Genomic DNA, 12219 nt, shown 5'->3' with positions numbered 1-12219 from the left:
TGACGGTTTTGGTGGGCGGGGAGACGCTGAGCACGGCGTCGGACGCCGGCGGGCAGTGGACGGCGACGGTGGCGGCGGAGGCGGCGTACCTGAGCGAGCCGTTGGTGGTGCTGACGGTGCGGGCGGGCAAGGCGGGTTTCGCGGCGGCGGCGGACGTGGTGCGCACGGTGGCGGTGGACCTGACGGCGCCCGCGGTGAGCTACACGGTGCCGTCGTCCATCGAGGCGGGTACGGTGCTGCCGGACCTGATCCCGGCGACCACGGACACGGACATCGCGTCGTACGCGGCGGCGGGCCTGCCGGCGGGGCTGGAGATCGACGGGAGCACGGGGGTGATCGGCGGCACGCCGGCGGCGGCGGGTGCGGCGGCCACGGCGACGGTGACCGTGACCGACGCGGCGGGCAACCCGGCCCGGGTGCCTGTGGCGTTCCCGGCGGTGACGCCGGCGGCGGGGAGCGATGCGCCCACGGTGGCGGTGGCGCCGTCGCCGGGCAATGACGGCTGGCAGACCGGGGAAGCGGTGACGGTGACGGCTGTCTTCGACCGGGTGGTGATCGTGGACACGTCGGCGGGGACGCCGTGGCTGCGGGTGGTGCTGTCCGGCGGGAGCGGATCGCCGGCGGCGGTGGAGCGGCGCGCTTTTTACGTGCGCGGTTCGGGCACGCGGGTGCTGACGTTCGAGTATGAGTTGGTGGTGGCGGACGGCGCGGTGAGCGGAGTGACGGTGCCGGCGAATGCGCTGGAACTCGGTGGCGGAGCGATCCGTGACGAAGCCGGGGAGGAGGTGGAGATCGGGCACGAGGCCACGAGCCGCACGGAGCAACCGCCGGAGGAACCGCCCGAGGAACCGCCCGAGGAACCGCGGGAAGAATCGAGGTTGCGCGTGGCGGCGGCGCGGGCGCCGGAGGGCGGGAAGCTGACGTTCCGGGTCACCCTGGCGCCGGCGGCGCGGGCGGCGGTGACGGTGGAGTGGGCGACGCGGCCGGGCACGGCTTCTCCGGGGACGGACTACGAGGCGGGTTCGGGGATGCTGGAGTTCGCGCCTGGAGAGACGGAGAAGGCCGTGTCGGTGTCGGTGCTGGCGGACGATGCGACGGAACCGGTGGAGACGCTGACGCTGGTGCTGTCGAACGCCGTCGGGGCGGTGATCGCGCAAGGGGAAGCGACCGGAACGATTCCGGGCCAGGGTGGGGCGCCGCGCGGGTGGGCCGGGCGTTTCGGCCGGACGGTGGCGGAGCAGGTGATGGAGGTGGTGGAACGCCAACTCACGGCGCCGCGGAGCCCGGGTCTTGACGGCCGGATCGCGGGCCAGTCGATCACCGTGACGCCGAGGGATGACGGCGGCCGCGAAGCACCGGGGGGAGTGTCGTGGCGCACGGTGACGGAACGCGACCTGCTGACGGGCACGTCATTCGCGGTCACGGGCGGCGCGCGCGGCGGGGTCGGCTCCCTGTGGGGCCAGGGCGCGTTCTCGCGTTTCGAGGGGGTGGCGGCGGACGGGACGGCTCTGGACGGCGAGATCAACAGCGGCATGCTGGGGGCCGACTGGTCCAAGAGTGACTGGACGGCGGGTGTGCTGCTTTCCCACGCGCGCGGCGCCGGCGACTACCGCTCGCCGCAAGGGGACGGCACGGTGGAGGGCACGCTCACCGGGCTTTACCCGTACGGGCGCTACCGCCTGGGCCCAGGCCGAACGGTGTGGGGGGTGGTCGGGCACGGCACCGGCCGGATGCGTCTCACGGCCCGGCGGGCGGCCGCGATCGAGACCGGCATGAATCTGACCCTGGCGGCGGCGGGCGGCAGCGGCGTCGTGCTGGCGCCGGGCGTGATCGGCGGGCTGGAGCTCGCGGTGAAGGTGCGGGCCATGGCCGTGCGTACGAAGGTCGAAGCGGTGCGCGACGTGCTCGCGGCCGAGGATGCCCGCGTTTCGCGGCTGGGCGTGGCGCTCTCGGGAGCGTGGCGCGGCCTCGAGCTCAACGGCGTCCGGCTGACGCCTACGCTGGAGACAGGGGCGCGGTACGACGAGGGCGACGCCGAGAGCGGCTACGGGCTCGACGTGGGCGCGGGGTTCGCCTGGGCGGACCCGCGACACGGACTCGGGGTGGAGATCCGCGGCCGCGGGTTGCTGGTGCACCAGGACGCCGAGTTGCGCGCTACCGGCTGGGTGGCTTCGCTGACCTGGGACCGGGACCCCACCTCGGACCTCGGCCCATCGCTCGCGCTGCGTCAGACCATGGGGGCGCCGGAGGACAGCGATGCCGGCGCACTGCTTTCGCGCGCGACCCTGGCCGGGTTCACTTCCGCCGGTGAGGCGGGCCGCGTTTTCGAGACCCGCCTCGGCTACGGCCTCGCCACCCTGGGGGGCCGCTTCAGCGGCACACCGGAGCTGGGCTTCGCGCTGTCCGACACCTACCGCGACCACAGCCTCGGCTGGCGCCTGTCGTCCCGCCGGAGCCATGGCGAAACCTTCGCGCTCCACCTCGGAGGAACCAGGCGCGAGACGCGCGGCCGCGGCCACCGACCCGAGCATCGTGTCGAGTTCACGTTGCGGCTGCGTTGGTAGGAAGGGAAAGCCACCCGCCGGGTCAGCTCCGCGACCACTTGGTCCTGGGGATCTCCAGCCGCTCGCCGTCCACGTGGATGGCGTCTACCCGCTCGTTGAAGAAGCACATCAAGTCCTTGATCCTGGGGCATTCGGGGATGGTCTCCTCGTAGCTCCAGACGGTGTCCTTGAAGATATCGTCCCCCACCCGAACCGACCAGTAGCGGGCTTTGCCCTTGTAGGGGCATTGGGACCGGGTGTCGCTGGGTTCCAGCATGTCCGCGCGCACGTGCTCCCGGGGCAAGTAGTAGCGGATCAGGTGCCCGGTCTCCAGGACGATCCGGGGGCTTGTGGAATCGGCCACCACTTCGCCACCCACGGTCACTTGGACGTGCCGAGAGGCTTGTAGCACGTCCACCCGCTTGTACGGGTCCCGAGCGTGGACGAAGATCTCGTCCTCCTCCTCGTACCAGCCGTCCATCCGGTTCCAGTAGAAGGAGAGGTACCCCGCGATGTCACGGGACCGGGGCTCGGGGTCCAGGTAGCTCCAGGCCGCGGACTCGGCCGTCTCGTTTCCGGCGGTGATGTCCCAGTAGGAGGCCTCGCCCTTCACGGAGCAGCGGCTGTGGTGGTCGTTGGGCGTCAGGAATTCCATGCGCACGTCTTCTTGCGGGAAGTAGTAGACCGGGACGTGGCCCGCTTCCCGCAGCAGCATGGCGCGCCTGGTGTCCGCCAGGGTCTCGCCGCCGAACTTGACGCGGACCCGCCGGGGGCTTTCCTCGAAATCGAGCCAGTGATCGGTATGCTCGCCGTAGCTCCGGGGCTTGTGTACGATTTCCATGAGGCTCCTCCGTTTGAATGTTCCCATCGGGATGGGACACGCGGATTCTGCTATTCCCGACGCGAAGGTGTCAAGGCGCGCTCTGTGCGCCGGGCCGGCTTGGCACCGGGCATCCCGCGTTGTAGAAACATCGGGAACATCCGACGGGAGGCATGTCATCCATGAAACACAAGCCCGGTGACGCGGCGCCGGACTTCCGGTTGCCCGACCAGGAAGGCAATCCCCACGGGCTCTCCGACTACAGGGGGAAGTGGGTATTGCTGTTCTTTTATCCCAAGGACGCCACCCCCGGCTGAACGACGGAGGCCCGCAGTATGCGGGACCACATCGGCGCCTTCGACAAGGCCAAGGCCACCGTGTTGGGGATCAGCGTGGATCCGGTCAAGAGCCATGCCAGGTTCGCCGCGAAGCACGAGCTTCCCTACTCGTTGCTGGCGGACGAAGAGAAGGAAGTCGTGCGGCTGTACGACGTCTGGGGCAAGAAGAAGTTCTTGGGAAGGGAGTACGAGGGAACCTACCGGATGTCCTTCCTCATCGATCCCGACGGCAGGATCGCGAGGATCTACGAGAAGGTGAAGCCCGCACGGCACGCGCGCGAGGTGCTCGATGATCTGGCGGAGCTGGCATAGGCGAAGGTTCCCGGCGCGTGGGCGTTGACGCCGGAGCCATCGCGGGAACCGACCCACTCGTGGAGAATCCCATGGCCTGCGAGGCGTCGCGGAAGGCGGACGAAGCGTTCATGGCGCTGGCTCTCGCCGAGGCCGAGGCGGCGCGTCAGGAGGCGGAGGTGCCCGTGGGTGCCGTGGTGGTCCGCGACGGCGGCGTGATCGGGCGGGGCCACAACCGCCGCGAGTCTCGGGCGGACCCCACGAGCCATGCGGAGATCACCGCCATCCGGGAGGCGGCGCGAGAGCGGGCGTCCTGGCGGCTCGACGACTGCACTCTCTACGTCACCCTGGAACCTTGCGTCATGTGCGCCGGCGCCATCGTCCAGGCGCGCGTCCGGCGGCTGGTGTTCGGCTGCCTTGATCCCAAGGGCGGCGCCGTGAGGTCGCTCTACCAGGTCTGCGACGATCCGCGTCTCAACCACCAAGTCACCGTCACCGACGGGGTGCTGGCCGAAGAGTGCGGCTCACTACTCAAGGAGTTCTTCATCGCGTTGCGGCGCGCCACCTGATTGCATGGATGCCACCACGAAATTCCTCAGTGCCTATGCCGCCTCCCTGATGTACGGGGACCTTCCGGCCGGCACCGTCCACGAGGCTCGTCGCCGGATACTCGACTCCGTGGGTTGCGCGCTGGGGGCTTTTGACGCGGCTCCGTGCCGCATCGCCCGGGAACTGGCGCCCGTGGTACAGGGCAGCGGCGCGGCGCGAATCCTGGGAAGCGGTCGGAGCACCTCGCCGGAATCGGCGGCCTTCGCCAACACCGCCATGATCCGCTATCTGGACTGCAACGACAGCTTCGTCTCGCCGGGCGGCGGCCATCCCAGCGACATGCTGCCCGCGGTGCTGGCCGCGGCCGAGGCGGCGGGCGCGCCGGGCCGCGCCGTGATCACCGCGCTGGTGCTGGCCTACGAGCTTTACGGACAGTTCGCCGACCGCTTCGCCACCCGCGAAAAGGGCTGGGACCAGGGGCTCTTCATCGGCCTGGCCAGTGCCTGCGCCGCGGGGAAGGTGCTGGGCCTCCCGGAAGATCGGCTTGCGCATGCCATCGCCATGACCGCGGTGTCCCAGGTGCCGCTGGGCCAGACCCGCGTGGGCGAGCTGTCCATGTGGAAGGGCTGCGCCACGGCCATGGCCGTGCGCAACGGCTTGTTCGCCGCGCTTCTCGCCCGGGGCGGCATGGACGGTCCGCCCGAGCCCTTTGAGGGCCGCTCGGGCCTCTTCGAGCAGGTGACCGGTCCTCTGCAACTGGCCGGCTTCGGCGACGCCAGCGCGGGCGTGCCCTTCAAGCTCACTCACACCAGCATCAAGTATTTCCCGGCGCAGATACACACCCAGGCCGGCGCCGGCATGGCGCTGGAACTGAGGGACGAGTTCGATCTCGAAGACCTGGAGCGTATCCGCATCGCCACCTACCGCGTGGCCGTGCGCAACGCCGCCGGCGAGCCTGAGAAATGGGACCCACAAACCCGCGAGACCGCGGACCACAGCCTCCCTTACGTCGTCGCGGTGGCCCTCGCCGACGGTGCGCTCACCCCGGCCAGTTTCGCCGAGGAGCGCATCGCCGATCCGCTCCTCCGTCCGCTCATGCGCAAGGTCGAGGTCAGCGAGGACCCCGAGGCGACCCGCGGCTACCCGGCGCAGCAACGCGCCCGCATGGAGGTGGATCTGCGTTCCGGAGGCCGGCTCACCCGTGCCACGGACTATCCCAAGGGTCACGGCCGCAACCCGCTGTCCGATGCGGAGCTGGAACAGAAATTCCACGGACTCACCGCCGGGGTGTTGCCGGAGAGCCGGCGCGCGACGCTGCTGGAACTCTTGTGGCGATTCGACGCGCTTGAAAATCTCGACCCGTTGTTCGAAGCTGCGCGCGTGGAATAGAACCCGCTCTCAGCGGAAGGCACGGGTTCTCTTGGAAGAGGGATGGGTCCGGGATCCCTCGCAACAAATGGAGGTTGGCCATGTCCGAGCTGACGCAATTTCGTTCGTGGAACTTTAACGCCGAGGACCTGGAACAGACGGTGAGTTTCTACCAGGAGGTGCTGGGCGCGACCGTGCGCAAGAAGCACAAGGTCGCGGGCGTGGACGTCGTCCGGCTCAATCTCGGCGGCGCCGTCCTGGGCGTCTTCGATTCCTCCAAGGACCGCCACCCACGGGTGCCGCATCACACTTTCGAGATCGATGCCCGTGGCGAGCCCGAGGACTTCGTCAAGGAGATCGAGGCGCGGGGCGCCAAGGTGAGCGAGGTCCGGCGCCACGACGACGGCAAGGGCTACTCGGTCTACGTCGTCGACCCGAGCGGCAACCGCCTGGAGCTTTCCACTTCATCGGGTTGACTTCTTTCGTCAAGCGTCGGTAACTACCAAACAGGAAACCGATGTATGGCGTGTCCCTTTCAAGCCACTGTGCTTGGCCGGAGTGGCCGATGGGACGCTTGGGAGACGAAAGGAGTCACGAATGCTAACTCGCACAAATCCGCGAAGGTCCCCGAAGTATTTCTCCAGGTGGGCGTTTCTCGCGACGTGGGGGCTGGGCGTTTGCCTCGCAAGTACGGGCGCATGGGCGGCGAATCCGATCGAGGCCACGCTCGTGAACGCTCCCAACGTGCCCCCGCCCATTACGCGCACCGAGCCGGCCCACGTCATCATCAACCTGCAGACCGAGGAAAAGGTCGGCGAACTGTCCGAAGGGGTCCAGTACGAGTTCTGGACCTACAACGGCAAGGTTCCCGGTCCGTTCATAAGGCTGCGCCAGGGCGATACGTTCGAGGTGCGGTTGGACAACTCCAAGGGCAAGCTCACCCATACCGTGGACTTCCACGCCGTCACCGGCCCCGGGGGCCGGGCGAACGCCTTGATGGCGGACCCGGGCAAGAAGGCCGTGGCGGTCTTCAAGGCCCTCAACGCGGGCTTCTTCGTCTACCACTGCGCGGCCCCGCCGATTCCCGCGCACATCTCGAACGGCCTCTATGGCGTGATTCTGGTGGAGCCCGCCGGCGGCATGCCCAAGGTGGACCGCGAATACTACGTGATGCAAAGCGAGTTCTACACCGAGGGCGAGGTGGGCGACGAAGGCTTGCAGACCTTTTCCTCGGCCAAGGGTTCCGCCGAGACACCGGAATACATCGTCTTCAACGGCCATACGCAGTCCCTGATGGGCGAGGGCGCGCTCAAGGCCAACGTGGGCGAGTCGGTTCGTCTCTACGTGGGCAACATCGGTCCGAACAAGATCTCGTCGTTCCACGTCATCGGCGAGATCTTCGACGCGGTGTATCGGGAAGGATCGGTGAGCGATCCTGACAAGGATGTTCAGACCACCCTGATCCCGAGCGGTTCGGCTTCCATCGTCGACTTCAAGGTGGACGTCCCGGGCAACTACCTGCTGGTGGACCATGCCATCTTCCGCATCCTGCGGGGAGCCGTTGGCGTGCTGGCGGTTGCCGGGGCGGAGCAGCCCGACATCTACGCCGTCAAGCAGAAGGGTTCGGGGGCAGCGAGCGGCCACTGAAACGGACTGTCCGCCGCCGTGAACGGGACGGCGGCGGCGTTGGCTGAGTGAAAGGCGCCGGCGGTTTCAAACCGCCGGCGCCTTCTTTTTCCGACTCGCGGAATGCCTTCCCTTGACCAGCCGGTTTGTGCCTCGATCCGTTCAGGGTCTATATCATTGGCGGTCTTTCAGGATTCCGAAAGCATGATTTGCGGCATGAGAAACTCCCTTGGCGCATTCTGCGCCGTTCTGGCGCTGTTCCTGTTCACGGAAGTGCAACCCGCGGTGGCGGATCAAGTCCTCATCGCCAAACGCGAGTCCGTGTACAACAACATCTATATTTTCAAGGAAGGGCCGATCGTCACCATGACGTTCGGGCACAACCGGGCGCTCTACACGGAGACGGTGTACGACACACGCGACGAGCTGGCGCTCCCTTCCCGATACACGCGGTACATGACCGCCGTCCTCGCCTACGCGGGAGACGTGGACCGGGTCCTCGAAATCGGCTTCGGCGGGGGTCGGACCGCGTGGTACCTGCACAAGACCATGCCCGACCTTCAGGTCACCTCGGTGGAGCTCGACCCGGAGGTGTTCGAGCTGGCCAAGCGTTACTTCGGGGTCCGGCTCGAACCGAATTTCAATGTCTCCATAGAGGACGGCCGCCGGTACATCCAGCGGCGGAGAACACAGTGGCCGGTCATCCTGATCGACGCCTATCGCAGCGCCTTCGTGCCCTTCCATCTGCTCACGACGGAGTTCTACCGGCTCGTCAAGACCCGCGTCCGGCCCGGCGGCGCGGTGGTGCAGAACGTCGAGCCCAACACCATGATGTTCGACGCCGCCCTGGTCACCATCGGCAAGGTGTTCGACCACGTGGACCTGTACGACGCGGGCGGCAACGTGGTGATGGTCGCCTATGATGGACCCCGGCGCGAACAGGCCGAGTTGGCATCAACGGCGGCCAAACTGGACGACAGGTTCGGGTTCAAGTACCCGCTGAGCGAAATGGTCGCCCAGAGGCGCAGCGTCAAGCGCCTGCCGGACACCGACACGCTCACCGACGATTTCGCGCCGGTGGAAGCGCTGCGCGCCATCGAGAGGCACAACCGTAAGCTGGACGAGTTCCTGAAAGGAAAGTGGTGATGGGACGTGCGATCGGTTCGCTGTGGCTGTTCCTGCTGATCTTTCTTTCGGGTTTCGCCCTCATGGGCTTCGAGATGCTGGGGAGCCGGTACCTGAACCCCTATTTCGGCAGCGGCATCACGACCTGGGCTTGCCTGATCGCCGTCGTGCTCTTCGCCATGATGGTGGGCTACACCGCGGGCGGCATCGTCGCCGACCGTTCCCGGGAAATCTGGATCGTATCGGCCGTGCTCTCCACCGTCGGCGTCTACCTGATCCTCGTGGCGTTCCTGGCAAACCGCGTCATGGAGGCCATCATGCTGTCCGCCGGCTACGACTTCTGGGGCACCATGGTCGCCGCCGTGGCCTTGACCTTCCTCCCCGTGGCGCTGCTCGCGGCCCTCTCGCCGTTCTTCGTGCGCCTGCTGCTCAAGGAGTTGTCGTACGGCGGCCGCATCACCGGCGCCGTCTACGGCGTCTCCACCATGGGCAACGTGCTCGGCACCCTTGTGACCGTGTTCGTCTTCATCCCCAACGTGGGAACCAGCAAGATCACCGTGGTATTCGGATGTGTCCTGATCGCGTGCGGCGTGGCGTCCCTGATCCTGAGTCGCTCCGGCGCCATCCGGGACGTCTGATGAGTGGACCCGTGCCGAGCTGCGTCGGTCGGAGGCCCCAACATGGCTTGTGCCGGGAGCCTTTCAGGGTCTAGATTATTTGGTGAGGATTCAACATGAAGCGGTCCGGACATAGTCAGAGCAGGACGGCCATGCGAAACGCTGCCGGCTGCGACACGATCAGAGAAACAATCGCGTTGGTCAAACTCCTCGCGCTCGGCGACGGTCAGATCGAAGCGGGGCATGTGCAGCCCGCTGCCGATGTCATTGCGCGACTTCGGGAACGGCGATCCTGAAGCATTTTGGCGGAGCGGTTTGGGTCGTAAACGTCAGGACTTCTGGACGACACATGTCTTTAGTCGCAGAGAAGAGGTGATCCATGCCCACCACCGACATCAGACAGGAAGCACAGCGTCTGATCGAAAAGCTCCCGGCAAGCGCCACTTGGGACGATTTGATGTACGAGATCTACGTACGGCAAGCGATTGAGGCAGGTTTGGCCGACAGCGACGCGGGCCGGACTATGGACGTCAAGGAGGTGCGGGCCAAGTTTGGTTTGGCGACGTGAAGACGCACTGGACGAGGACAGCGGTTGAGCACCTTTTGGCCATCTATGAACACATCGCTCAGGACGCACCTCTGTATGCGCAACGCGTAGTGGATCGCATTACACGGCGTTCGGAGCAGATTGCCCAGTTTCCGGAATCTGGTCGCATAGTCCCGGAATATGAGGCGCCGGATGTCCGCGAAGTCATCGAAAGGCCTTATCGCATCATCTACCGGGTCAAAGCCGAGCGAGTTGAAGTACTGGCTGTACTGCACGGCGCTCAGCGGTTGCCGTCCACCCTTTAGAGTCACCCCGCCCGTGCCGCCTGGATCGTCCGCTCCACGTACACCCGCGCCAGGTGTGCGCGGTAGACGGGGGTGGCGTTGACGTCTTCGATGGGGTCGACGCCGTCCGTGACCAGGGCGGCGGCGCTGGCGATGGCGCCGTCGTCGAGCTTCTGGCCGCGTAGCGCCTCTTCCACCTTCTCCGCGCGGTAGGCGATATCGCCCACGCCGGTGACGCCGATGGCGATGTCCTCGCAGGTGCCGTCGGCGGACTCCTTCAGACATGCGGCCACGCCCACGATGGCGAAGCCGGCGGCCTGCCGGGAGGCCTTCTGGTAGGACGACTTGTAGCCGTCCCGGGCGGGGACGCGGATCTCGGTAAGCAGCTCCTCGGGCATCAGGCTGGTGGTGAGCATGGTGATGAAGAACTCGCCGGCGGAGATCCAGCGCTCGCCGTCGGGCCCGACCGCCTTGACCTCGGCGTCCAGGGCCAGGATGGCGGCCGGCAGGTCCTCGGCGGGGTCGGCGTGGGCCAGTCCGCCGCCGACGGTGCCGCGGTTCCGTACCTGTACGTCGCCCACCACCACGGCAGCCTGGGCCAGCAGCGGGCAGCGGTTCTGGATCAGCTCGGACTCGGCCAGGTCGGTGTAGGTGGCCAGAGCGCCGATGGTGATGTGGTCGCCGTCTTCGCGAATGAAGTTCAGGTCCGGCAGGCCGCCAATGTCGATGATGACCTCGGGCTTGGCGAGCCGGAGCTTCATGAGCGGCAACAGACTCTGGCCGCCGGCCAGGACCTTGGCGTCGTCCAGGTTGGCGGACAAGAGCGACAGGGCCTCCTCCAGGGAAGCGGGTGCGTGGTAGTCGAACGCGCCGGGGATCATGCCTGGGCCTCCTGAATCAATTGCCATACCCGCTCGGGTGTGAGCGGCAGATGCCGGATCTTGACGCCGAAGGGCTCCAGGGCGTTCTCCACCGCGCTGGCGATGGCGGCGGGGGAGGGGATGGCCGCGCCTTCGCCGGCGGCCTTCTGTCCCAGCGGCGTGAACTTCGAGGGCGATGGCGCGTGCTCCACCTCGACGTGGGGGGTCTCGGCGGTGGAACACTTGCCGTAGTCGGTCAACGTAATGGTGAGGAGTTGTCCCTCGTCGTCGTAGACGAACCCTTCGCCCAGGGCCACGGCGATGCCGTGGGCGGCGGAGCCGTAGATCTGTCCATCCACCACGCCGGGGTTGATGATGGTGCCGTTGTCGCCCACGATGAGGTAGCGCAGCACCTCGACCTTGCCGGTGCGCGGGTCCACCTCCACGACGGCCACGTGGGCGCCGGCGCCGAAGGTAAACTGGGCGCGGACGCGGCGGTCCTTGCCCGGCACCATGTTCGGCTGGGCGTGGGGGAACGTGTAGTAGAACGTGGTCTGCAGCCCCGCGTCGATGCCTTCGGGCAGCAGCGACTGGTTGTTGTAGGCCGCCTTGCCCAGTTCGGCGAAGGTGAGCTTGCGCCTCGGGTACCCGGGAACGGTCACCACGCCGTCGGCGATCTCCAGGTCCGCGGGCTCGGCGTCGAGGATGTGGCCGGCCACCTTGAGGACCTTCTCCCGGAGCTGCGTGGCCGCGCCGATGATGGAGCCGATGTCGTAGAGGTGGAAGTTGTTGCCGCTGTTGGCGGCGGCCACGCCCCAGGGCGCGACATCGCTGTCGAAGGGCGTGGTGGTGCTGATGACGTCCGGGCTTACGCCGAGAATACCGGCGGCCACCTGGGCGGTGGTGGTCTCGTGGGCCTGCCCGCAGTTGGGGGACCCCAGGTAGAGGGCGATGGTGCCGTTCTTCTCGAGCTTGATGGTGGCGCCGTTGATGCCGCCGGACCCGGGCGTTTCCTTCATCTCGGGGAAGATGGCCATGTCGCGGGCGGCGTTGCGGCCGCCGGGCTCCACCCCGATGACCACGCCGATGCCGAGATAGCGGCCCTTCCCGCGCTCCCGCGCCTGCTCTTCCTTGAGTGCCGGGTAGTCCACCTTTTCCAGCGCCCGCTTCAGCAGGCCGGGATAGTCGCCGCTGTCGTAGACGTTGCCGTTGGGGGTGGTGTAGGGCATCTGCTCCGGCTGCACCAGGTTC

At 67.3% G+C, this 12219-nt stretch carries 13 protein-coding genes; 10 read left to right on the top strand and 3 right to left on the bottom strand.

Going from position 1 to position 12219, the window contains the following annotated elements; translation table 11 throughout:
• The coding region (locus OXF11_22100; protein MCY4489779.1) for a putative Ig domain-containing protein at positions 1-2564 on the top strand (2564 nt) is incomplete at its 5' end.
• 22 nt (positions 2565-2586) lie between these two features.
• Here the strand turns inward: OXF11_22100 and OXF11_22095 are convergent.
• Entirely contained in the window at positions 2587-3384 is a 798-nt protein-coding gene (locus OXF11_22095) for a DUF427 domain-containing protein (GenBank protein ID MCY4489778.1), read from the bottom strand.
• A 152-nt stretch (positions 3385-3536) separates the two neighbouring features.
• On the opposite strand from OXF11_22095, the gene bcp reads away from it, so the two are divergent.
• The 9 genes from bcp to OXF11_22050 all read left to right on the top strand — a co-directional run bounded on the left by bcp (position 3537) and on the right by OXF11_22050 (position 10129).
• A complete protein-coding gene (bcp, locus tag OXF11_22090) occupies positions 3537-4013 on the top strand; it encodes a thioredoxin-dependent thiol peroxidase (GenBank protein ID MCY4489777.1) in 477 nt (158 codons plus the stop codon).
• Between the two features lie 71 nt (positions 4014-4084).
• Positions 4085-4561 (top strand): tRNA adenosine(34) deaminase TadA, encoded by a 477-nt coding sequence (gene tadA / locus OXF11_22085; GenBank protein MCY4489776.1) that lies wholly within the window; start codon positions 4085-4087, stop codon positions 4559-4561.
• Between the two features lie 4 nt (positions 4562-4565).
• Positions 4566-5930, top strand: coding sequence for an MmgE/PrpD family protein (locus OXF11_22080; GenBank protein MCY4489775.1), 1365 nt, complete (start codon positions 4566-4568; stop codon positions 5928-5930).
• 80 nt (positions 5931-6010) lie between these two features.
• Positions 6011-6385 (top strand): VOC family protein, encoded by a 375-nt coding sequence (locus OXF11_22075; GenBank protein ID MCY4489774.1) that lies wholly within the window; start codon positions 6011-6013, stop codon positions 6383-6385.
• Between the two features lie 253 nt (positions 6386-6638).
• Positions 6639-7556, top strand: a complete 918-nt coding sequence (gene nirK, locus OXF11_22070) for a copper-containing nitrite reductase (protein MCY4489773.1) — start codon at positions 6639-6641, stop codon at positions 7554-7556.
• A 195-nt stretch (positions 7557-7751) separates the two neighbouring features.
• Complete coding sequence (locus OXF11_22065) at positions 7752-8681, top strand: fused MFS/spermidine synthase (protein ID MCY4489772.1); 930 nt, start codon at positions 7752-7754, stop codon at positions 8679-8681.
• Entirely contained in the window at positions 8681-9298 is a 618-nt protein-coding gene (locus OXF11_22060; GenBank protein ID MCY4489771.1) for a fused MFS/spermidine synthase, read from the top strand. The genes OXF11_22065 and OXF11_22060 overlap by 1 nt, the downstream gene beginning before the upstream one ends.
• A gap of 358 nt (positions 9299-9656) precedes the next feature.
• Positions 9657-9845 carry a hypothetical protein gene (locus OXF11_22055; protein ID MCY4489770.1) on the top strand — a complete coding sequence of 63 codons (189 nt, stop codon included), beginning with the start codon at positions 9657-9659 and terminating at the stop codon, positions 9843-9845.
• Positions 9842-10129: a type II toxin-antitoxin system RelE/ParE family toxin gene (locus OXF11_22050; protein ID MCY4489769.1), complete on the top strand. Its 288-nt coding sequence runs from the start codon at positions 9842-9844 to the stop codon at positions 10127-10129. Before OXF11_22055 ends, OXF11_22050 begins: the two co-directional genes overlap by 4 nt.
• 2 nt (positions 10130-10131) lie before the next feature.
• On the opposite strand, the gene OXF11_22045 is transcribed toward OXF11_22050, so the two are convergent.
• On the bottom strand, positions 10132-10989 hold the full coding sequence (locus OXF11_22045) for a xanthine dehydrogenase family protein subunit M (protein MCY4489768.1): 858 nt from the start codon (positions 10987-10989) through the stop codon (positions 10132-10134).
• A partial coding sequence (locus OXF11_22040; GenBank protein MCY4489767.1) for a molybdopterin-dependent oxidoreductase occupies positions 10986-12219 on the bottom strand: 1234 nt, incomplete at its 5' end. The genes OXF11_22040 and OXF11_22045, both read right to left, overlap by 4 nt.

The organism is Deltaproteobacteria bacterium (genome assembly GCA_026712905.1).
Lineage (GTDB): Bacteria > Desulfobacterota > Binatia > UBA9968 > JAJDTQ01 > JAJDTQ01.
The sequence above is the reverse complement of the archived record's forward strand: the minus strand, read 5'-3'. Positions and strand labels throughout refer to the sequence as shown.

What these genes read in the sequence shown, in the direction of transcription:
- OXF11_22095 (MCY4489778.1), bottom strand. Translation starts at nt 3,384, where the DNA reads ATGGAAATCGTACACAAGCCCCGGAGCTACGGCGAGCATACCGATCAC.
- OXF11_22060 (MCY4489771.1), top strand. Translation starts at nt 8,681, where the DNA reads ATGGGACGTGCGATCGGTTCGCTGTGGCTGTTCCTGCTGATCTTTCTT.
- OXF11_22080 (MCY4489775.1), top strand. Translation starts at nt 4,566, where the DNA reads ATGGATGCCACCACGAAATTCCTCAGTGCCTATGCCGCCTCCCTGATG.
- OXF11_22045 (MCY4489768.1), bottom strand. Translation starts at nt 10,989, where the DNA reads ATGATCCCCGGCGCGTTCGACTACCACGCACCCGCTTCCCTGGAGGAG.
- OXF11_22075 (MCY4489774.1), top strand. Translation starts at nt 6,011, where the DNA reads ATGTCCGAGCTGACGCAATTTCGTTCGTGGAACTTTAACGCCGAGGAC.
- OXF11_22065 (MCY4489772.1), top strand. Translation starts at nt 7,752, where the DNA reads ATGAGAAACTCCCTTGGCGCATTCTGCGCCGTTCTGGCGCTGTTCCTG.
- OXF11_22055 (MCY4489770.1), top strand. Translation starts at nt 9,657, where the DNA reads ATGCCCACCACCGACATCAGACAGGAAGCACAGCGTCTGATCGAAAAG.
- tadA (MCY4489776.1), top strand. Translation starts at nt 4,085, where the DNA reads ATGGCCTGCGAGGCGTCGCGGAAGGCGGACGAAGCGTTCATGGCGCTG.